The sequence below is a fragment of the Mesorhizobium sp. B3-1-8 genome, assembly GCF_006439495.1.
Taxonomy (GTDB): domain Bacteria; phylum Pseudomonadota; class Alphaproteobacteria; order Rhizobiales; family Rhizobiaceae; genus Mesorhizobium.
The window spans coordinates 152,028-171,853 of record NZ_VFTK01000008.1; the positions used below are offsets into that span (position 1 = coordinate 152,028).

19 protein-coding genes are annotated in these 19,826 nt (G+C 64.1%); 7 read left to right on the forward strand and 12 right to left on the reverse strand.

The annotated features are described in order from the left end of the window. Positions 1–286 precede the first annotated feature (286 nt). The 3 genes from FJ424_RS10115 to FJ424_RS10125 form a co-directional block, all read right to left on the reverse strand. Entirely contained in the window at positions 287–694 is a 408-nt protein-coding gene (locus tag FJ424_RS10115) for a GNAT family N-acetyltransferase (protein ID WP_140646148.1), read from the reverse strand. Positions 695–714: 20 nt separating this feature from the next. Further along, on the reverse strand, positions 715–2,394 hold the full coding sequence (locus FJ424_RS10120) for an NAD+ synthase (RefSeq protein WP_140651136.1): 1,680 nt from the start codon (positions 2,392–2,394) through the stop codon (positions 715–717). A gap of 81 nt (positions 2,395–2,475) precedes the next feature. Further along, positions 2,476–3,189, reverse strand: coding sequence for a DNA-3-methyladenine glycosylase I (locus tag FJ424_RS10125; RefSeq protein ID WP_140651139.1), 714 nt, complete (start codon positions 3,187–3,189; stop codon positions 2,476–2,478). Positions 3,190–3,280: 91 nt separating this feature from the next. Between FJ424_RS10125 and FJ424_RS10130 the strand changes: the two genes are divergently transcribed. Together FJ424_RS10130 and FJ424_RS10135 are read left to right on the forward strand one after the other, a co-directional pair. After that, on the forward strand, positions 3,281–3,844 hold the full coding sequence (locus tag FJ424_RS10130) for a DUF1003 domain-containing protein (protein ID WP_140651142.1): 564 nt from the start codon (positions 3,281–3,283) through the stop codon (positions 3,842–3,844). Next, entirely contained in the window at positions 3,841–4,440 is a 600-nt protein-coding gene (locus FJ424_RS10135; protein ID WP_140651143.1) for a DedA family protein, read from the forward strand. The genes FJ424_RS10130 and FJ424_RS10135 overlap by 4 nt, the downstream gene beginning before the upstream one ends. A 14-nt stretch (positions 4,441–4,454) precedes the next feature. Here FJ424_RS10135 and FJ424_RS10140 read toward each other — a convergent pair whose 3' ends face one another. Beyond that, a complete protein-coding gene (locus tag FJ424_RS10140; RefSeq protein ID WP_140627450.1) occupies positions 4,455–4,814 on the reverse strand; it encodes a diacylglycerol kinase in 360 nt (119 codons plus the stop codon). A 78-nt stretch (positions 4,815–4,892) separates the two neighbouring features. Beyond that, on the reverse strand, positions 4,893–5,312 hold the full coding sequence (locus tag FJ424_RS10145; protein WP_140651145.1) for a GFA family protein: 420 nt from the start codon (positions 5,310–5,312) through the stop codon (positions 4,893–4,895). Between the two features lie 323 nt (positions 5,313–5,635). Here FJ424_RS10145 and FJ424_RS10150 point away from each other — a divergent pair, with 323 nt between their 5' ends. From FJ424_RS10150 to FJ424_RS10160, 3 genes are all read left to right on the forward strand, one after another. Beyond that, positions 5,636–6,706, forward strand: coding sequence for a diguanylate cyclase (locus FJ424_RS10150; RefSeq protein ID WP_140651147.1), 1,071 nt, complete (start codon positions 5,636–5,638; stop codon positions 6,704–6,706). Between the two features lie 64 nt (positions 6,707–6,770). Next, the gene (locus FJ424_RS10155) at positions 6,771–7,148 is read left to right on the forward strand and encodes an MbcA/ParS/Xre antitoxin family protein (RefSeq protein ID WP_140646156.1); all 378 of its coding nucleotides are present in this window, start codon (positions 6,771–6,773) and stop codon (positions 7,146–7,148) included. Next, positions 7,108–7,872 (forward strand): RES family NAD+ phosphorylase, encoded by a 765-nt coding sequence (locus FJ424_RS10160; protein WP_140651148.1) that lies wholly within the window; start codon positions 7,108–7,110, stop codon positions 7,870–7,872. Before FJ424_RS10155 ends, FJ424_RS10160 begins: the two co-directional genes overlap by 41 nt. A 110-nt stretch (positions 7,873–7,982) precedes the next feature. Here the strand turns inward: FJ424_RS10160 and FJ424_RS10165 are convergent, their stop codons facing one another. Further along, on the reverse strand, positions 7,983–8,687 hold the full coding sequence (locus FJ424_RS10165) for a hypothetical protein (protein WP_140646158.1): 705 nt from the start codon (positions 8,685–8,687) through the stop codon (positions 7,983–7,985). A 193-nt stretch (positions 8,688–8,880) separates the two neighbouring features. Here FJ424_RS10165 and FJ424_RS10170 point away from each other — a divergent pair, with 193 nt between their 5' ends. Beyond that, a complete protein-coding gene (locus FJ424_RS10170) occupies positions 8,881–10,461 on the forward strand; it encodes a glycosyltransferase family 39 protein (RefSeq protein WP_140651150.1) in 1,581 nt (526 codons plus the stop codon). A gap of 101 nt (positions 10,462–10,562) precedes the next feature. Here the strand turns inward: FJ424_RS10170 and FJ424_RS10175 are convergent, their stop codons facing one another. The 5 genes from FJ424_RS10175 to FJ424_RS10195 form a co-directional block, all read right to left on the reverse strand. Then, positions 10,563–11,936, reverse strand: a complete 1,374-nt coding sequence (locus FJ424_RS10175) for a 3-deoxy-7-phosphoheptulonate synthase class II (protein ID WP_140651152.1) — start codon at positions 11,934–11,936, stop codon at positions 10,563–10,565. Positions 11,937–12,129: 193 nt separating this feature from the next. Further along, positions 12,130–12,561, reverse strand: a complete 432-nt coding sequence (locus FJ424_RS10180) for a DUF3995 domain-containing protein (protein ID WP_140651153.1) — start codon at positions 12,559–12,561, stop codon at positions 12,130–12,132. A 2-nt stretch (positions 12,562–12,563) separates the two neighbouring features. Next, the gene (locus tag FJ424_RS10185) at positions 12,564–12,896 is read right to left on the reverse strand and encodes an Mpo1-like protein (RefSeq protein ID WP_140651155.1); all 333 of its coding nucleotides are present in this window, start codon (positions 12,894–12,896) and stop codon (positions 12,564–12,566) included. A gap of 175 nt (positions 12,897–13,071) precedes the next feature. Next, positions 13,072–16,569 (reverse strand): transcription-repair coupling factor, encoded by a 3,498-nt coding sequence (gene mfd, locus FJ424_RS10190; RefSeq protein WP_140651157.1) that lies wholly within the window; start codon positions 16,567–16,569, stop codon positions 13,072–13,074. Between the two features lie 13 nt (positions 16,570–16,582). Further along, the gene (locus FJ424_RS10195) at positions 16,583–16,870 is read right to left on the reverse strand and encodes a succinate dehydrogenase assembly factor 2 (RefSeq protein WP_140646163.1); all 288 of its coding nucleotides are present in this window, start codon (positions 16,868–16,870) and stop codon (positions 16,583–16,585) included. Between the two features lie 93 nt (positions 16,871–16,963). Between FJ424_RS10195 and recG the strand changes: the two genes are divergently transcribed. Further along, the gene (recG, locus tag FJ424_RS10200; protein ID WP_140651159.1) at positions 16,964–19,072 is read left to right on the forward strand and encodes an ATP-dependent DNA helicase RecG; all 2,109 of its coding nucleotides are present in this window, start codon (positions 16,964–16,966) and stop codon (positions 19,070–19,072) included. On the opposite strand, the gene FJ424_RS10205 is transcribed toward recG, so the two are convergent. Then, on the reverse strand, positions 19,024–19,776 hold the full coding sequence (locus FJ424_RS10205; protein WP_140651161.1) for a DUF502 domain-containing protein: 753 nt from the start codon (positions 19,774–19,776) through the stop codon (positions 19,024–19,026). The genes recG and FJ424_RS10205 overlap by 49 nt on opposite strands. Between the last annotated feature and the right edge of the window lie 50 nt (positions 19,777–19,826).

Below are 19,826 nucleotides of genomic sequence, written 5' to 3' on the forward strand. Positions count from 1 at the left end.
GGAGGTTCAGTATGGTTGGCCGCCCGCCCGAAGGCGGCGACCGGCAGCGGCAAACGCCTGTTCCGCGTCTGGCTCTCCGAGAAACCCTCGGAGCGCCGGCGCCGACCTAGGCCTCGCGGCCTCGCGTAACGATGTCAAATCCTGCCATACGGTCCTCCCGGAAGGGAAGCGCGGAAACGCCCTTATAGGGAGGCATCAGCCGATCGCCAAGTCGGCCCGTCACGGAAATGACATCTGGTCCAAGCACTGAGACGAATTTGCAACAACGGCGGGTTGTGGCCAAGCCTCAGGCAGCGGGTGAGCGATCCAGTCGCATGTAGCGCCCTTCCGCCCGGAATCCGAACTTCTGGTAGAGGCTGTGAGCGTCGCTGGTCGTGAGGCTCCAATGAGAAACCGTCTTCATATCGGGATGATCTAGCAGTGCCTGCACAAGCCGTTTGCCGATGCCATGCCCACGACGCTCCGGCCAGACGATGACGTCGGCAAGATAGGCAAAGACCGTGCAGTCGGTGATCGCGCGGGCGAAGCCGACCTGCCTGCCGTCGAGATAGGCGCCGACGCAAAGCGAGTTGTCGAAGGCGCGACGGTTCGCCTCGTCGGTTCGCGACGCTCCCCAATAGCTTTGCATGAGCTGGTCGGAGGTCGCCCGGAAATCGATCCGCGACAGGTCGAAGCTGATTTCAATATCCTGCATGCGCGGCGCAATCTCGGGGACTAGCCGCGATCCCGGAACCGGTTGGTGATCGGATAGCGGCGGTCGCGGCCGAAATTCTTCCGTGTGATCTTGACGCCGGGCGCCGCCTGGCGGCGCTTGTATTCGGCGATGTAGAGCAGGTGCTCGACGCGTGCCACCGTGGCCCGGTCGTGGCCGCGCGCGACGATGTCGTCGACGCTCATCTCGTTCTCCACCAGGCATTCCAGAATGTCGTCCAGCACCGGATAGGGCGGCAGCGAATCCTGGTCGGTCTGGTTCTCGCGCAGCTCCGCCGACGGCGCCTTGTCGATGATGTTGTTCGGGATGACCTCGCCAGAGGGTCCGAGCGCGCCCGGCGGCACGTGCGAATTGCGCCAGCGCGACAGCGCATAGACCTGCATCTTGTAGAGATCCTTGATCGGATTGAAGCCGCCGTTCATGTCGCCGTAAAGCGTGGCGTAGCCGACCGACATCTCGCTCTTGTTGCCGGTGGTGACCACCATCGAGCCGAACTTATTGGAGATCGCCATCAGGATCGTGCCGCGGGCGCGGCTCTGCAGGTTCTCCTCGGTGATGCCTTCCTGGGTGCCTTCGAAGAGCTGGGTCAGCGCGTGCTTGAAGCCTTCGACCGGCTCGGAGATCGGCACGATGTCGTAGCGGCAGCCGAGCGCTCTGGCGCAGTCCTCGGCATCCTTCAGCGAATCCTTCGACGTATAGCGGTAGGGCATCATGACGGTCCGCAACCGCTCTTCGCCCAGCGCATCGACGGCCAAAGCCGCGCAGATTGCCGAGTCGATACCGCCGGAGAGACCGAGCACGACGTTCTTGAAACCGTTCTTGTTGACGTAGTCGCGCAGGCCGAGCATGCAGGCGCGATAATCGGCCTCTTCGCGCTCGGGGATCTTCGACATAGGACCTTCCGAGCAGATCCAGCTGTCTCCCTTTCTTTTCCAGGTGGTGACGTCGACCGCGTCCTCGAACTGGCTCATCTGGAAGGCGAGCGTCTTGTCGGAACCTATTGCAAACGACGCGCCGTCGAAGATCAGCTCGTCCTGTCCGCCGAGCTGATTGGCGTAGATCATCGGCAAGCCGGTTTCGATGACCTGCCTGATGACGATCTGGTGGCGGACGTCGATCTTGGCGCGGTAATAGGGCGAGCCGTTCGGCACCAGCAGGATCTCGGCGCCGCTCTCGGCCAGCGTCTCGCAGACAGCGATGTCGCCCCAGATGTCCTCGCAGATCGGAACGCCGATGCGCACGCCGCGGAAATTGACCGGCCCCTGCAGCTCCGGTCCGGCTTGGAACACGCGCTTCTCGTCGAACTCGCCATAGTTCGGCAGATCGAGCTTGTAGCGCTCGGCGATGATCTTGCCACCGTCGGCGAAGACGATGGAATTATGCGTGCCGGTCTTGCGCTTCAGCGGCGTGCCGATGATGACGCCGGGGCCGCCGTCGGCCGTGTCCTTGGCGAAATCCTGCGCCGCCTTCTCGCAAGCCTTCAGGAAGGACGGCTTCAGCACCAGGTCTTCCGGCGGATAACCGGCGAGGAAGAGCTCGGTGTAGAGCACCAGATCAGCGCCCTGGCGCGCCGCGTCCGCCCTCGCCTCGCGCGCTTTGGCCAGATTGCCGGCGACGTCGCCGACGGTCGGGTTGAGCTGGGCGACGGCGATGCGCAGGATATCGGGAGCGGCCTTGGTCATGGAACGGATTTAGCGTGGCTGAAATCGCCCCGCAATGGCGATTGCTTGTGCCAATCAAAGGTGCGCACGAATGCGCTCAGCCTAATCGCCCATGTACTCGCGCAACGCCTGTGCCGACCGGTTCTCGCCGATCGACATCGCCAGGATGCGCGAGATGTGGCGGCGCGGCAGGCCGGTCTCGGCCGACCATCGGTTGATCTGCGCCTGGATCTTGTCGAGATCCCGCTTCGAGGTCGGGTTTTCGGCGATATCGAGGCCGGCGTCGCGTAAGGCCGCCGCCATGTCGGTGGAGACGACAAACGTGTCCCATTCCATCCAGCGCAGAAAATACTGTCCGGTGTTGCCGCCGAGCCGGCTGCCATGCTTGGCCAGATAAGCGGTCAGGCCGACCTGATCGTCCGCCGGCCAGGAGGCGATGAATTTGCCGAAGCTGCCATTCTCCTTCGAGACGCGATCGACGAAAGCGGCATTGTCGCGCACCGATTTGATCTTCTGCGGATTGCGCACGATGCGGCTGTCGGACGCCAGTTCGTGCCAGAAGTCGTCCGGCTGGAACAAGAGCCGCTTCGGCTCGAAGCCGAGGAACGCTTCCTCGAACCCAGGCCATTTCTGTTCGATGACCCGCCACACGAAACCGGCGGCGAAAATGCGCTCGGCCATGGTGGAGAGAATGCGGTCGTCAGGGATTTTCGCCACCGCGGTGTTGTCGGGCGCCGGGCCGAGCAACGGCGCCAACACGGCCTCCCCGCCCCTGCGCTTTGCCGCACGCGCATGGATTTTCTGGAATTCGAGCATCGTTTTCCTCGCCTGTTCGCCGCAATCTAGCACTTCACGTCCGGCCCGGCAGCCTCTACCTCTATCGACGCCCGGCCGAAGGAGAAGGCAGATGAACAAGATCGTCGAGGACATGGCGAACCGTTTGCTCAAGCGAAAGCCGGACGGTTTCGGTCCGCTCGAGAGCCGCGTGCTCCAGTCGACGCTCGAACGCACCACCATCGCGCGCGACACCAACAAGGCCGTCGCCTTCCACGAGACCTATGGCGACCGCGTCGCCGACAGCATCGCCAGGATCGGCGGCTCCTGGTCGTTCATCCTCGGCTTCCTTGCCTTTCTCGTTATTTGGACCGTCGGCAATGTCTGGCTGCTCACGCGCGACGCCTTCGACCCCTATCCTTTCATATTCCTCAACCTTGTTCTGTCGATGCTGGCGGCGATCCAGGCGCCGGTGATCATGATGTCGCAGAACCGCCAGACCGAGCGCGACCGCATCGACGCGGCGCATGACTACGAGGTCAATCTGAAGGCCGAGATCGAGATCATGGCCCTGCATGAAAAGCTCGACGAGTTGCGCCACAGCGAGATCATCGGCATGCGTGACGAAATCCTGCGCATGGCCGAGCAGATCAGGCGTATCGACGAAAAACTGTCGGCGCGGTCCGCAATAGAATGAGCGAGACCATCCACCATTTCATCGAGCAATATGGGCTGATCGCGGTCTTCCTGGGTTGCGTCGCCGAAGGCGAAAGCGCCGCGATCCTCGGCGGCTTCTTCGCTCATCAGCATGTTTTCGTGTTGTGGCAGACTTTCCTCGCCGCCTTTGTCGGCGCCTTCGCCGGCGACACCTTCTTCTTCACCATGGGGCGCAGCTTCGCCGAACATCGCTATGTGAGACTGTTGCGCAGGCGTCCGGGCTTCAGCCGCGCCTACCGCCTGCTCAACACCCATCCCAACATTTTCGTGCTGACCAACCGCTATATCTACGGCATGCGCCTAGTCGGCGGCATCGCCGCCGGCCTGTCGACCGTGTCCATGCCGCGTTTCGTCATCCTGAATGCCATCTCGTCCGCGGTCTGGGCGGCTCTGTTCAGCGGCATCGGCTATGTCTTCGGCCTGGGCGCGGAGCACATGGTGGGCCAGGCGTTCGCGCGGCATGAGCGCCTGCTCATCGCCCTTGGCGTCGGCATCGTTATCGCCGTGGTCGCCTGGTTGGTAGGCCATCACTTCGCGAAGCGCGAACGCGCCAGGGAAAACCGGGCGGGATCGTGATCAATCCGCGAGGATCAGATCGGCGCGCCGACAAGGCGTTCGATGAGGGCGACGCCCCAGACGCCGCCGGCGATCACGATCGAAATCAGCACCGCCAGCGAGCCGCAATCCTTGGCAAGCTGGATGTCGATATGGAACTCGCGCGAGATCGCGTCGCAGGCCGCCTCGATGCCGGTGTTGAGCACTTCGACCATGATCAGCAGCAGCACCGCGCCGATCAGCAGGGCATAGCCGCGCCAGGAGACCGAGATGAACCAGCCGGCCGGCAAGGCAAGAGCAAGCAACAGCAATTCCTGCTGGAACGCCTTTTCGTGGGCGGCAAGCTTGCGGAAAGCCCGCACCGAATTGATGAAAGCGTCGATCAGCCGCTGCATGCCCAGCCCCGTTTCGAGTCACCGGCAGGGGGATATCGCAATGGCGGGATCAAGGGAATAAGGCAGCCGCCGCAAAATTCATCCGTCCGCGATCTTTATCGACGGCGTCGATTTCTCGAACTGCGGCAACCCATCCTCGATCGAATAATAATCGCCCTTGTCGCCGACGAAGATGTGGCTTTCCGCCGAGAGGCCGCTCGGCCTCTCGAAGGATCCGGCCATGATGGAGATCGTATCCAGTTCATTGTGCTTCCAAAAGAGCAGCGAGCCGCAGGTGCGGCAGAAGCCGCGTTTGGCCACATCGGAGGCGCCGTACCAGGTGAGCGCGGCGGCGCCCTCTATGACGATATCGGCGTCCTTGGAGGCGGTTGCCGCGACGAAATGGCCGGTTTGCCGACGGCACTGCGAGCAGTGGCAATAGACGACGCCGCGCAACGGCCCGCTCGTCCTGAAACGCACCGCCCCGCACAGGCACGACCCGCTATGGTTTTCGTCCATTCCGGCCTCCGTCGACATCATCTGCCCCGTTCTTTGCGGACTAGAATTTCAGTTTTGAAATGGCTGGGCACCGGCAAATGCGACACCGGAGCGACGCGTTTCAGAAGCCGCGGCTGCACCCGCTTTGCACCCTGTGGTAGCAGAGACAATGAGGAAATGCCGGCTATTAAGGAAACTTTAGCGGGACCGCATTTATGCTTCCCACAAGCAATGGTCGTGTTGGGGACGCGCCATCGCAACCGCAATTCTGATTCAAATCCCCGCGTAAGCGACTCCCGGCGGTGGCAGGTCTCCGGTCGCACTGAAGGGGAAGTGAACACAACATGCAACCGGCAGCCATTCCGACCGACAGGAATACCGACATCGCCAGCACTGTCGTGGCGACGATGCGACAGCTCGGCGTGCTCGGCCTGCCGCGCAACTATGAAATCTTCTACGAGGCGCTGAGCGGCAGCAATCGCGAGCTCAGCCTTGCCGTCGTCTCGTTGAACAACCGTCCCACCCAGGAGGACCTCGATCGCATCGGGCGGACCTTCTTCCCGCAGCACCACGGCCCCACCATTGTCGAGCACGCCCGCGAGATGGTGGCCAAGGAGCTTGAGGACATTGCCATGCTGTTGCGCAATGAGCACTCGCATATCGAGAAGTACGGCCGCATCCTCGACGAGACATCGAGCGGCCTAAGCAATCGCAGCCTGCTTTCTCAAGAGCTCCTGCAAAAGATCGCCGGCGCGATGTCGGCCGCCACCAACTCGACGATCGACCACGGCCGCCAGATCGCCAGCACGCTCAGCGAAAAGACGGCCGAGCTTGAAAGCGTCAAGTCGAAGCTCGAGGAATACAAGCGGCTGGCCGACACGGATCCGCTCACGCAGCTGTGGAACCGCCGCGCCTTCGACAAGGAGATCACCCGGATCTACAACAGCAATCGCGGCATCCTGTTCAACGCCTTGATCCTTGCCGATATCGACCATTTCAAGGATATAAACGATCGCTACGGCCATCCGGTCGGCGACAGGATTCTGCAGATCATCGCCGAGATCTTCCAGTCCAGCGTGCGTTCCGACATATTTGTCGCGCGCACCGGCGGCGAGGAGTTCGCGCTTATCGTCGAGGGCGCCAGCGAGGAAGCCACTTACGAGATCGCCGAGCGCATCCGCGCGCTCATCGAGCAGACCCCGTTCGCCAGCAGCCAGAGCGGCATCAACTACGGCACCGTTACCGTATCGCTGGGTATCTGCATGGCTTCGGAGGCGGAAAGCCCCGAAGACCTCTACACCAAGGCGGACCGGGCGCTTTATCGCTCTAAGGTCGGCGGCCGCAACCGCGTCACCAAGCATTCGACGACGGCGGGCCGCCCCGCCAAGGGCTGGCTGCTTTACAAGAAAGACTGACAAGCCCCTTTCCAGACGAATTTTTGTGGATTATATTTTCCACAGAAATGAAAAGGGTGCGCTCATGCAACGTCCAGTCGCGGCCGCGACGGCGGCCGAAAACGCCGTCATCACCAAGGCCACGCTGCGCGCGGCCGACCTGCTCGACATCACCGCCAGGACGCTCGCTTTGGTCATCGGCGTGTCGGAAGCGACGGTCTCGCGCATGCGCCGGCAGGAATTCCTGCTTGAACGCGGCACCAAGCCGTTCGAGCTGGCGGTGCTGTTCGTTCGCCTGTTCCGCTCGCTCGACGCCATCGTCGGCGGCGACGAGACCGTCGCCCGGGCGTGGCTGAAGAGCCCCAACACCACGCTCGACGGCACGCCGCTCGAGAAAATCCTGACGATTGCCGGACTTGTCGATGTCATTGCCTACCTGGACTCCCGGCGCGCTCTCGTCTGAGGCCGTCAAGCTCGAAGGCAAGTACTGGCGGATGGTCGAGGCGCAGCACCGTGTCTCGACCCTCAAGCTCGTCGACACACTCGACGAGCAGGCGCTGCTGGAGGACCTCATCGAGGACACCAAGCCGCAGATCCCGATGGAATGCCGCCATCTCCATTACCTGCTGGCGACGCCTTTTCGCTATGGCTCCGTCTACCCGTACGGCTCGCGCTTCCGCCGCGCCGGCAAGACCAAAGGCGTCTATTATGCCGCCGAGACGGTGCTGACGGCGGTGGCGGAAATGGCCTTCTACCGCTTGCTGTTCTTCGCGGAATCGCCCGCGACGCCATGGCCGAACGACGCCGCGGAATACACCGCCTTCGCCGCCGCGATAAAATGCGATCGCGCGATCGACCTGGCACGGCCGCCGCTCGATCGCGACGAGAAGGCCTGGACGCACCCCACCGACTACACCGCCTGTCAGGCGATCGCCGATGTCGCCCGCGAGGCCGAACTGCAGGCGATCCGCTATCGCTCGGTGCGCGATCCCAAGGGCGCCAACATCGCGCTGTTGACATGCAAGGGCTTTGCCAAGGCCAAGCCGCTGGAGCCGCAGACCTGGCGCATCCGGATCGGCTCTTTCGGCCTGCAGGCAATCTGCGAATTCCCGGACAGGCGGCTCGAATTCTCGCGCACCGCCTTTGCCGATCCAAGGCTTGCCGGAATGCGCTGGGAGCGCCGCTGAAGTTCCTGCGAATGCATGTCGCGCAAAAATGACCTCGGTTTTGCGACAACGACAAGCATCAAGCAACGACCTAAAGCGCGTCGCATGAATCCGTTTCGACGCGACGCGCTTTAGGCCAGGATGTTCACGGCGCGCGCGGCCACCAGCGCGATCGTCAAGAGCGAGATCATCGCCTCGGCCATCATCAGCAGCTTCGCGCGCTGCGTGAGCGGCAAGGTGTCGGTCGGCGAGAAGGCCGTGGCATTGGTGAAGGCCAGGAAGACATAGTCGACGAAACCCGGCAGCCAGCCCTGTATCTCGCGATCGGGCAGCGTCATTTGCGGGAACAGGAAATCCGCCTGCGCACGCTTGACCAGGCCACAGGTCGGCGGACCGCCGCGATCGGTGCTCCAGAACCACAGCGCAAAGACGATCACATTGGTGACCCAGATGTTGAGCGCATCGACGAGCAGCGTCGTGCCGGCGCCGGCATGCCCTTCCAGCAGCGCCCGCACCAGGTAAACCAGCGACCCGCAATTCATGATGCTGATGACGCCGGTCATCACCAATGCCGTGCGGCGGATATAGAGGCGCAATTGGCCGATCGCGTACCAATGCTCGTGGTCGACTGCCTTGCGCGTCGCCATTTGCGTCCAGGCCGTCGCGATCGACAGGGGCACCAGCAGCGCCGCTTCCACCGTCGGGGCGAGCCAGCGCGGACCGAAGGACAGGTTGTTGATGACCAGAAGCTGCAGGCAGATGATGACGAGAACCGCGGCGCGCGCCGACCAGAAATCGAGCCCGCGGTGATGAATGACGGCATGCTGGTGGCGCATGGAGGCACCTGTATTGCTGGAACGGCGGCGCCCCTGGGCCGGCACCGGCAACGATCAGCCGGCGGTCCCTGCCCGAAGCGCCAGCGACGGGTTCCATAGCAATCTTGGCTTTACAATGTTGCGGCAGCATACATTTTCGTAAGCTTTTGCTATCGGACTGTTCAGCAATCCACCGGTGTGATTTTAGGCCCGCATGTCGAGAACCAGCGAATCCGTGAATGTCTGGCCTGCCGCGGCCGCCGCTGAAGACAATCTGTCTTCGATCTGGAACAGCCTGGTCCGGCACCCATGGCGATTGCTGGCGCTTTTGTGCCTGATCCAGATCGCCTGCTGGACCGTGATGCCGGCGATCGTCAATGTTGGACCGCCGCGCGACGTCGTCGAAGGTTTCCTGTGGGGTCGCGAATGGGTGCTGCTGACCTACAAGCACCCGCAGCTCCCCTGCTGGCTGCTCGAGATCAGCCATCTCCTGACCGGCTCGTTCCGCTGGCCGCAATACATGCTGTCGCAGCTGATGGTCTCGACGACTTTCGTCCTGGTCTATCTGCTCGCGCGCGACATCATGGGCCCGACCCGTGCGCTCGCCGCCGTGTTGTTGATGCCCGCGATCTATTTCTTCGGCTGGCCCACCCCGCAATTCAACCATGACTACGCGCAGATGCCTTTCTGGGCCGCGACCTCTTGGCTGCTATGGCGCGCGGCGCGCGACGGGCGGCCGGGCTGGTGGCTCGCCCTCGGCCTCGTTGCCGGCGTTGGGCTCTACGCCAAGTTCTCGACGGCTCTGCTGCTGGCCTTCGGCGGCATCTGGATTTTGTGCGACACCCGTGCCCGAAGCCGGCTCGCCACGCCATGGCCGTGGCTCGGCCTCGCGGTTTTTCTTGGCGTCGTGGCGCCGCTGGCGGTGGCGCTCGTCCGCCTCGATTTCCTGCCGCTGACCTATGCCGAGCATCGTAACGCCTGGGTGATCGCCAACCGCGCCCGGCTCTACTATATCGGAGTTCAGCTTGCCGGGCTTGCCGCTGTTCCCGTCGTTCTGGCTATTTCCGGCCTGTTGCGACGGCAGCCCAGGCCCGTGCAAGACCCCTTGCCGGCCTACCCCGCTCCCGAGCGGCGCGCGGTTGCCTACCTGGCATGGATGGGTCTAGGGCCGGCGCTCCTGATCATGGCTGCATCGCTGTTTACCGGCACCGGCGAAGCCTGGGGCGCGACGATGTACAATCTCGTCGGCGTCCTGGCGATCGCGCTTCTGGGCCGGCGGCTGGGACCAACGGAATTGCGCCGGCTGGCGGTGCTGGCGCTGCTATGCGTGGTCGGCGTGTCGAGCGCGTATGCGGCGACCCGCTGGACCAGTTGCAACATACTCGGCCGCCTGCAGCCAATGTGCTGGCCGGCGCGGTCGATTTCGCTGACGGCCGATGCAATCTGGCACGAGGCGGTATCCGCGCCGCTGGGCATCGTCGGCGGCGACGACGGCACGGCCAGGCTTGCCGGACTGGAAGCTCCGGACCAGCCTTCGATCTTCACGACCCTCGACAGGCGTCTCGCGCCCTGGATCACGGACCAGCGGCTGCGGGATCAGGGCATGCTGCTTGTATGGCCGCGCGGCTGGAAACTTTCTCCGCAACAGGAGGCCTGGACCGCCGGCCTGCCGGTCAAGACGGTGGCATTCAACTGGTCGCTCAAGGGACCGCCCCTGGAGATCAACTTTGCCGTCATTCCGCCCGGTAGAACCAGCTTCCCGGGCAATCCTCCCGGACCACCCGATCCGGAATGAGCCGACCCCGAATAGCCGGCGGTTGAAACCTACCTGCCCAAATTGAAAAGGCGCCGGCTTCGCGCCAGCGCCTCCGATGATGATCCGGCATCAGGCCCTGTTCAGGCGATGGCGGCCTGCTTGTGCTGCACCGGGTGGCTCTTCTTGAGCAGGTCCGAGACGAGGAAGGCGAGCTCGATCGCCTGATCGGCGTTGAGGCGCGGGTCGCAATGGGTGTGATAGCGGTCCTGCAGGTCTTCCGCCGTGATGGCGCGGGCGCCGCCCGTGCATTCGGTGACGTTCTTGCCGGTCATCTCCACATGGATGCCGCCCGGATGCGTGCCTTCGGCGCGGTGCACCTCGAAAAAGGTCTGCACTTCCTTGAGGATGCGGTCGAACGGCCGCGTCTTGTAGCCCGCCGCCTCGATCGTGTTGCCGTGCATCGGATCGGACGACCACACGACGTTGCGGCCTTCCTTCTTGACCGCCCGAACCAGCTTCGGCAGGTGCTCGGCGACCTTGTCCGAGCCGAAGCGGGCGATCAGCGTCAGGCGGCCCGGCTCGTTCTCGGGATTGAGCAGGTCGATGAGTTCCATGAGACCGTCCGGCGTCAGCGACGGGCCGCATTTCAGGCCGAGCGGATTCTTGATGCCGCGGCAATATTCGATATGCGCGTGATCCGGCTGGCGGGTGCGGTCGCCGATCCAGATCATATGGCCCGAGGTCGCGTACCAGTCGCCGGAGGTCGAATCGACGCGCGTCAGCGCTTCCTCGTAGCCGAGCAGCAGCGCCTCGTGGCTGGTGTAGAAATCCGTCTCGCGCAGCGCGAAATTGGTTTCCGACGTGATGCCGACCGCGCGCATGAACTCCATCGTCTCGGTGATGCGGTTGGCGAGCGCACCGTATTTCTCGCCTTGCGGGCTGTCGGCGACGAAGCCCAGCATCCAGCGATGCACGTTCTCCAGGCTGGCATAGCCGCCCTGCGCGAAGGCGCGCAGAAGGTTGAGCGTCGCGGCCGACTGGCGGTAGGCCATCTCCTGGCGGGCAGGATCCGGGATGCGCGACTTGGCGTCGAACTCGATGCCGTTGATGATGTCGCCGCGATAGCTCGGCAGCGTCACGCCGGCCTTGGTCTCGTTGTCGGACGAGCGCGGCTTGGCGAACTGGCCGGCGACGCGGCCGACCTTCACCACCGGCTGCGCGCCGGCGAAGGTGAGCACCACCGACATCTGCAGGAAGACGCGGAAGAAGTCGCGTATGTTGTCGGCGCCATGCTCGGCGAAGCTCTCGGCGCAGTCGCCGCCCTGGAGCAGGAAGGCTTCCCCGGCGGCCACCGCCGCCAGCTGCTTCTTCAGCTTGCGAGCCTCACCGGCAAAAACCAGCGGCGGGAAGGTGGCAAGCTGTGCTTCCGTGGCCTTCAGAGCGGCAAGGTCCGGATAGGCCGGGACCTGCTTGATCGGCTTTGCTCTCCACGAATTCGGCGACCATTTCGTCATCGCTGCACCCAAACGCCCTTTCGGAGCAACCCCGGGAAAACTGTGAAATTTCCGTCGGAATTGCGTCAAAACAAACCGGCGAACGCGCTTGCCCGCCATTCCAGCCTCGATACGAGGTCGCGGCTCCTTACACGAAGCCGATTGCCTATTCTAGCCGGGTTTTTCAGCAGTGGCGAATGGTTCCACCGCCTCGCTATGCCGTGTCCGCCAGCGCGAGCAGGAACAAGCCCAACCCCAACAACAGGCAAGATGGGCTGTAAAGCAGGCTGTCATATCTGGCGAAACGCGTGTTCCTGACCCGCTTGAACAGCCCGAAATATCGCGACCAGCTCAATGCCCGCAGGGTGAATATGGCCGCCCACAGGATAAGGGCCGTCTTCAGCAGCCAGTGCGGCAGCGGCAGGCGGATCAGGCCGGCGAAACCAAGAAGGAGAAGCAGGACCAGCGCCAGGACCAGACCGACCGCCAGGGCACCGACGGCCGTCTCCTTCACCGCCGGACCGCCGTCCTCGCGTTGAGGCAGCGAAACGCCGGCGCCGATGCGGCCGCCGAAGGCCCAGTAGACATGGAATCCGGCGCCAAGCATCAGCACGGCTGAACAGGCAGCTACAACCGCCGTTTCCATGCCTATCTGCCGGCGTCCTTCAGACGGCTGAGCTGGCGGCCAAGACCGCCCGTCAAATCGAGCGCGAGCATGCGAAGCAGCGCAATGGCGCTCCACAAGGGCCGTTCCGCGAAAGGTTTGTTGCTGTTGTGCTCAAGCAGGGGATGGGTGAACAACGCCGCAAGGTAGAAGACGGGAATGATGACCAGAAAGGCCCACCACGTCACGAGGAAGGATGCCGCGACGCCGGCGATCGGCGCAAAGAAGAGGCCGAGGTAATGGATAAAGCGGGTTGAAGGTTTTGAATGGCCGGCAAGGTAGCCGAGCCAGTATTCATCGAAAGTTTGCGGGTTCATAAGCAGCCCCTGCAGCGATGATTAGATTGGCCTATTGAACCTCTCAAGTACAAATACTGCAATGGTCATAATCGTCGCACGCCCTGCAAGTGCGCGCGATCTTTCGGGTGGGTTACTATTTCCTTGCGAGGGGTGCGCCTGCCGCTGCAACAGGCCGCAGGCCTGGTTCACGTGCCTATGCGGCCTTGTCGACGAGCCGGGCCAGTTGCGTCATCACCACCGCCGATCCCGCCAGGCGTTTTTCGGCATTCGGCCAATCGCGCATGAAGACGACGCTATGGTCGGCGCGGATCTTGGCCAGCGAGCCCTGCTCGCCGATGAACTTGACCAGCCCGACCGGATTGGGGAACTCGCGCTTGCGGAAATGGATGACGACGCCCTTGGGCCCGGCATCGAGCTTCTCGACATTGGCCTTGCGGCAGAGCGCCTTGATGAAGACGATCTTCAACAGATGCGTCACCTCTTCCGGCAGCGGCCCGAACCGGTCGATCAGTTCGGCGCCGAAGCCGTCGATCTCCTCCGTGGTTTCGAGATCGCCGAGGCGCCGGTAGAGCGCCATGCGGAGCTGCAGGTCCGGCACGTAGCTTTCCGGGATCATCACCGCGGTGCCGACCGCGATCTGCGGCGACCAGCCGCCGTCCTGCGCCTCGCCGGTATCCTTCACCTCGGCCACCGCCTCTTCCAGCATCTGCTGGTAGAGCTCGAAACCGACCTCCTTGATATGGCCCGACTGCTCTTCGCCCAAAAGATTGCCGGCGCCGCGGATGTCGAGGTCGTGGCTGGCGAGCTGGAAACCGGCGCCCAGCGTATCGAGCGACTGCAGCACCTTCAGCCGGCGCTCGGCCGTATCGGTGAGCTTGCGGTTGGCCGGCAGCGTGAACAGCGCATAGGCGCGCACCTTGGAACGGCCGACGCGGCCGCGCAGCTGGTAGAGTTGCGCCAGGCCGAACATGTCGGCGCGATGGACGATCAGCGTGTTGGCGGTCGGGATATCGAGCCCGGATTCGACGATGGTGGTCGACAAAAGCACGTCGTACTGGCCGTCGTAGAAGGCGTTCATGATGTCGTCGAGCTCGCCCGGCGGCATCTGGCCATGCGCCACCGCCACCTTCAGCTCCGGCACGGATTCCTTCAGGAAATCATGGATTTCCGAAAGGTCACTGATCCGCGGCACGACATAGAAGGAGTGGCCGCCGCGATAGCGCTCGCGCAGCAGCGTCTCGCGGATGACCAGCGGATCGAAGGGCGAGATGAACGTGCGCACCGCCATGCGGTCGACCGGCGGCGTCGCGATCAGCGACAGTTCGCGCACGCCAGTCAGCGCCAGTTGCAGCGTGCGCGGGATCGGCGTCGCCGACAGCGTCAGCACATGCACGTCGGACTTGAGGTCCTTCAGCCGTTCCTTGTGCTTGACGCCAAAGTGCTGCTCCTCGTCGATGATCAGCAGGCCGAGACGCTTGAACGAGATCGAAGACCCAAGCAGCGCATGCGTGCCGACGACGATGTCGACCGTGCCCTCCGCAATGCCCTTCTTGGTTTCCGCCAATTCTTTTGAACCCACCAGGCGCGACGCCTGCGCGATGCGGATCGGCAGGCCCGAAAAGCGCTGCGAGAAGGTCTTGAAGTGCTGCCGCGACAACAGCGTCGTCGGCACCACGACCGCAACCTGGAACCCTTCCATGGCCGCGATGAAGGCGGCGCGCAGCGCCACTTCCGTCTTGCCGAAGCCGACGTCGCCGCAGACCAGCCGATCCATCGGCTTGCCGGCGCCGAGATCATCCATGACGGAATCGATCGCCGTCTGTTGGTCGTCGGTCTCCTCATAGGGGAAACGCGCCGCGAACTCGCCATAAAGCCCTTCGGCCGGGATCATAGCGGGCGCTGCACGCATCTGCCGCTCGGCGGCGATGCGGATCAATTGTCCGGCCATGTCGAGCAGGCGCCGCTTCAGCCGCGCCTTGCGCGCCTGCCAGGCGCCGCCACCCAGCTTGTCGAGCGTCGCTTCGGCCGAATCGGAGCCATAGCGCGACAGAAGCTCGATATTCTCGACCGGCAAGAACAACCGGTCGTCGCCGGCATAATGGATTTCGAGGCAGTCATGCGGCGCACCGACCGCTTCGATGGTGCGCAAGCCGATGAAGCGGCCGATGCCATGGTCGGCATGGACGACGATGTCGCCCGCCGACAGCGACGAGGCCTCGGCGATGAAGTCGGAAGCCTTCTTCTTGCGCTTCGAACGCCGGATCAGCCTGTCGCCAAGGATATCCTGCTCGGCAACGACGACCATATCGTCGGTCTCGAAACCGGATTCGAGCGGCAGCACGGCAAGACCAGCCTGCCCCGGTTCCAGTTTTTCAACGTCGGCAAGCGTCGCGACCGGCTTCAGGTTGCCGAGGTGATGTTCGGCGAGGATCTGGCCGAGACGGTCGAGCGAACCTTCCGTCCAGCCGGCGACGATGACGCGGCGGCGCGCGGCGCGCTCGTCGGCAATGTGTTTTACGACGACGTCGAAGACATTGATGTTCGGGTCGGCGCGCTCCTCGGCAAAACTGCGGCCTTGCCGCGAGCCGCCGTGGAAAACCTTCTTGGCGCCGACATCCGGCGCGTCGAAGACCGTGAAGTCGATGTCTTCGCGCGGACCGAGCGAAGCCTTGAGATTGTCCGGCGACAGATAGAGCAGGTCCGGCGCCACCGGCTTGTAGGGCACGGCGTCCTTCAGCGCGCTGTCGGCCTGTTTCCGGCGCGCCTCGTAGTGGTCGAGGATCAGCGTGTGGCGCTCGGCCAGCGCCTCATGCGCCAGATGGTCGAAGACGACAGGCGCATCCGGCAGATAGTCGAACACCGTCTCCAGCCGCTCGTAGAAGAAGGGCAGCCAATGCTCCATGCCTGCGAAGCGCCGACCTTCGCTGACCGCCGCATAGAGCGCGTCGTCACGCGAGGGCGCGCCGAAAGCCTCGATATAAGAGCGGCGGAAGCGGCTGATCGTTTCGGGCGTCAGCGCCACCTCGCTCATCGCCTGCAGCGACATCGACTTGCGCTGGCCGGTGGTGCGCTGCGTCGCCACGTCGAAGACGCGGATCGATTCCAGCGTGTCGCCGAAGAAATCGAGGCGCAGCGCCTCGCTCCAGCCCGGCGCGAAAAGGTCGAGAATGCCGCCGCGCACCGCGAATTCGCCAAGGCCGCGCACCGTCGGCACGCGCTCGAAGCCGGAGATCTCCAGCCGCGCGATCAGCGCGTTCATGTCGATCTGGTTGCCAGGCTTGGCATGGAAAGTCTGCGCTTGGATCAGCTCGGCCGGCGGGATGCGCTGCAACAGCGCATTGGCGGTGGTGAGGATTACGGCGCGATGCGGCTTCTTCGCCAGCGCGATCATGGCCGAAAGCGCGTCGAGCCGTCGCGCCGCGGCATCGGCGCCGGGCGAGACGCGGTCGTAAGGCAGGCAGTCCCAGGCCGGCAGCTCCAGCACCGGCAGGCCGGGCGCGGCAAAGGCGAGCGCCTCGATGATCGCCGGCAGCCGCTGGCCGTCGCGCGCGACGAACAGCACCGGCTTGTCGGGCGCGATCTCCTGCGCCGTCTGCACCAGGGCGAAGGCTTCGTAGCCGTCGGCGACGCCGTCGACGATGAACTGACCGGCGCGGCCCTTGGGCAGGCCAATGGAAGGAATGAGACTCATGAATATGCGTTTTTCAAAATGTCATGGTCCGGCGCGACGCCAGGATCTTCCGCAGAACCGCGCAGTCGATATCGGGCGGAACCGGGCGTTCGCCGGTGACCATCGGCAGGAATTCGGTGTCGGGGATTTCGAGAAGCCTCTCATATTGGTCGATTTCATCGCCGGTCAAGGCGCCGATCTCGGCGTCGGCGAAGGAACCGAGGATCAGGTCCATCTCGCGCATGCCGCGATGCCAGGATCGGAACAGAAGCTTGCGGCGGCGGGCGTCGAGCCCCTCGCTTGATCGCTGTGTTCCGGTCATGTCGCCGCATCCCTGTCCAAAGCGGCGCATATAGCGTGGATAGAGGGCGGTGTCAGCCTTTGCGCTGCCGCCGTCGCGACATAAGCTGACACGATGCGTCCCACCATTCTCGATCCCCTGTTCGTTCCGATTACCTCGCTTGCCGGCGTCGGCCCGAAAGTCGGTCTGCTGATCGAGCGTGTGGTGCCGGCCGATCTCGGCGACCGCGCCGCGCGCGCGGCCGACCTTCTGTTCGTTCTGCCCAACACCGTGATCGACCGCCGCAACCGGCCCGGCATCGCGCTTTCGGCCGAGGGCCAGATCGTCACGCTCGAAGTGCGCGTCGACCGCCACCAGCCGCCGCCGCGCGGCAACAGGTCGGTGCCCTACCGGGTCTACGCCCATGACGACACCGGCGAGGTCGCGTTGACCTTCTTCCATGCCCATGCCGCCTATCTCGAAAAGGCAATGCCGGTCGGTGAGCATGTCGTCGTGTCCGGCCGTATGGAGTGGTTCAACGGCCGCCCGACCATGGTCCATCCAGATCATATCGCTTTGGCCAGCGAGGCCGACGGCCTGCCCTTGGTCGAGCCTGTCTATCCGCTGACCGCAGGGCTGTCGGCCAAGGTGCTTCGCCGGGCGATCGGCCAGGCGCTCGGCCGCCTGCCGGAGCTGCCGGAATGGCAGGACGGCGCCTTCATGCGGCGCCAGACCTTCCCCGCCTTTGGCGATTCGCTCGCCCGTGTCCACCATCCGGCGGATCCGATCGACGTCGCCGTCGAAGGCTCGGCCTGGCGGCGCCTTGCCTATGACGAATTGCTGGCCGGTCAGGTGTCGCTCGCGCTGGTGCGGGCAAAGGTGCGACGCCTGTCAGGACGGCCGCTGGTTGGCGACGGCAGCATCGTCGAGAAACTGCGCGCGGCCTTGCCCTACAAGCTCACACCCAGTCAGGAATTCGCGCTTGGCGAAATCAACGCAGATCTTGCCGATCCCGAACGCATGCTGCGCCTGCTGCAGGGCGATGTCGGCTCCGGCAAGACGGTGGTGGCCCTGCTTGCCATGGCGCGCGCGGTCGAGGCCGGCGGCCAGGCGGCGCTGATGGCGCCGACCGAAATCCTGGCGCGCCAGCATCTGGCGACCATCGCGCCGCTTGCGGAGAAAGTCGGCCTGCAAATCGCCATCCTGACCGGGCGCGAGAAGGGGCGCGAACGCACCGAGACGCTCGAAGGCCTTGCCAGCGGCGCGGTCGACATCGTCGTCGGCACGCATGCGCTGTTCCAGGAAAGCGTGACGTTCCATGATCTCGTGCTGGCCGTCGTCGACGAGCAGCATCGCTTCGGCGTCCACCAGCGGCTGGCCATCACCGCCAAGGGCGACGCGCCCGACATGCTGGTGATGACGGCCACACCCATCCCGCGCACGCTTGTGTTGACCGCCTTCGGCGACATGGACGTCTCGAAGCTGACCGAGAAGCCGGCCGGCCGGCAGCCGATCCGCACCGTGACCTTGCCGATGGAGCGGCTGGACGAACTGGTCGGACGCATGCGCGATGCGGTCGCCGAGGGGCAAAAAATCTACTGGATCTGCCCGCTGGTCGAGGAATCCGAAGAAATCAAGCTGATGTCGGCCGAGGACCGTTTCGCTTCGCTGAAACCACTCTTCGGCGACCGGATCGGCCTGGTGCACGGCCGCATGAAGGGTGCGGAGAAAGATGAGGCGATGCGCGCCTTCAAGCAGGGCGAAACGCGCATCCTGATCGCCACCACCGTCATCGAGGTCGGCGTCGACGTGCCTGACGCGACCATCATGGTCATCGAGCATGCCGAACGCTTCGGCCTTGCCCAATTGCACCAGTTGCGCGGCCGGGTCGGGCGCGGCGACAAGCCGTCCTCCTGCGTGCTGCTCTACAAGGAGCCGCTCGGCGAGACGGCCAAACGCCGGCTTTCGGTCATGCGCGAGACCGAGGACGGCTTCAAGATCGCCGAGGAAGACCTGAAACTGCGCGGCGAAGGCGAATTGCTGGGCACGACGCAGTCCGGCACGCCCGGCTTCCAGGTGGCGCGGATCGAATTCCATGCCGACCTGCTGGAAGCGGCACGGGACGACGCGCGGCTGATCCTGTCGCGCGACCCGGAATTGCAGTCCGAGCGCGGCGAGGCGCTGCGCTTGCTGCTTTACCTGTTCGGCCGCGACGAGGCGGTGCGGCTGCTGCGCGCCGGCTGAGCGCCGAGCGGCGGATTGGCGAGCGGTCCTTCGACCGGTTCGCCATTCAGCGTCACCAGCTTGGCCTTGACCTCCGGCGCCACCATGCCGGCCGAGACGATCAGCTTGGCTCCGTCTTCGATCGACATGTCGAGCGGCACGATCTCCGATTTGTGCACATACATCAGGAAGCCGGTGGTCGGATTGGGCGTGCAAGGCATGAACACCGCGATCAGCGGATCGCCTTCCTGGTCGAGCTTCTGGTTGATCTCGGTCTCCTTCTCGCTGGCGACGAAGACCAGCGACCACACGCCCTTGCGCGGATATTCGACGAGGCCCACCTGGCGGAACATGTCACCCTTGTTCGACAGCACCGTCTCGAAGATCTGCTTCAGCGAGCCGTAGATGCCCCTCACCAGCGGCATGCGGCCAAGCAGCCTTTCGCCGAAATTGACAATGGCGCGGCCGACGATATTCGCCGTCAGGAAACCGATCAGCGTGATCAGCACCAGCGCCACGATCAGCCCGAAGCCCGGAACCGGGAACGGCAGATAGGTGTCGGGATTGTAGCGGACCGGAATGTAGGGCTTCACCCAGGAATCGACCCAACCGATCAGCGACCAGGCGATGTAGGCCGTGATCGCCAGCGGCGCGCAGACCACGAAGCCGGTCAGGAAATAGTTCCTCAGCCGGGTCATGCCAGAGGTCTTCAGGGCGTCGGACATGGGTTCACCGCGGCGCAGGTTGCAACGCTGAGATTAGTGAACCGCGAGCC

Coding starts and splice junctions, on each gene's coding strand:
- FJ424_RS10170 (WP_140651150.1), top strand. CDS start 8,881: ATGTCGAGAACCAGCGAATCCGTGAATGTCTGGCCTGCCGCGGCCGCC.
- FJ424_RS10155 (WP_140646156.1), top strand. CDS start 6,771: ATGCAACGTCCAGTCGCGGCCGCGACGGCGGCCGAAAACGCCGTCATC.
- FJ424_RS10180 (WP_140651153.1), bottom strand. CDS start 12,561: ATGGAAACGGCGGTTGTAGCTGCCTGTTCAGCCGTGCTGATGCTTGGC.
- FJ424_RS10175 (WP_140651152.1), bottom strand. CDS start 11,936: ATGACGAAATGGTCGCCGAATTCGTGGAGAGCAAAGCCGATCAAGCAG.
- recG (WP_140651159.1), top strand. CDS start 16,964: ATGCGTCCCACCATTCTCGATCCCCTGTTCGTTCCGATTACCTCGCTT.
- FJ424_RS10150 (WP_140651147.1), top strand. CDS start 5,636: ATGCAACCGGCAGCCATTCCGACCGACAGGAATACCGACATCGCCAGC.
- FJ424_RS10145 (WP_140651145.1), bottom strand. CDS start 5,312: ATGGACGAAAACCATAGCGGGTCGTGCCTGTGCGGGGCGGTGCGTTTC.
- FJ424_RS10140 (WP_140627450.1), bottom strand. CDS start 4,814: ATGCAGCGGCTGATCGACGCTTTCATCAATTCGGTGCGGGCTTTCCGC.
- FJ424_RS10165 (WP_140646158.1), bottom strand. CDS start 8,687: ATGCGCCACCAGCATGCCGTCATTCATCACCGCGGGCTCGATTTCTGG.
- mfd (WP_140651157.1), bottom strand. CDS start 16,569: ATGAGTCTCATTCCTTCCATTGGCCTGCCCAAGGGCCGCGCCGGTCAG.
- FJ424_RS10195 (WP_140646163.1), bottom strand. CDS start 16,870: ATGACCGGAACACAGCGATCAAGCGAGGGGCTCGACGCCCGCCGCCGC.
- FJ424_RS10185 (WP_140651155.1), bottom strand. CDS start 12,896: ATGAACCCGCAAACTTTCGATGAATACTGGCTCGGCTACCTTGCCGGC.
- FJ424_RS10125 (WP_140651139.1), bottom strand. CDS start 3,189: ATGCTCGAATTCCAGAAAATCCATGCGCGTGCGGCAAAGCGCAGGGGC.
- FJ424_RS10120 (WP_140651136.1), bottom strand. CDS start 2,394: ATGACCAAGGCCGCTCCCGATATCCTGCGCATCGCCGTCGCCCAGCTC.
- FJ424_RS10130 (WP_140651142.1), top strand. CDS start 3,281: ATGAACAAGATCGTCGAGGACATGGCGAACCGTTTGCTCAAGCGAAAG.
- FJ424_RS10115 (WP_140646148.1), bottom strand. CDS start 694: ATGCAGGATATTGAAATCAGCTTCGACCTGTCGCGGATCGATTTCCGG.
- FJ424_RS10135 (WP_140651143.1), top strand. CDS start 3,841: ATGAGCGAGACCATCCACCATTTCATCGAGCAATATGGGCTGATCGCG.
- FJ424_RS10205 (WP_140651161.1), bottom strand. CDS start 19,776: ATGTCCGACGCCCTGAAGACCTCTGGCATGACCCGGCTGAGGAACTAT.
- FJ424_RS10160 (WP_140651148.1), top strand. CDS start 7,108: ATGTCATTGCCTACCTGGACTCCCGGCGCGCTCTCGTCTGAGGCCGTC.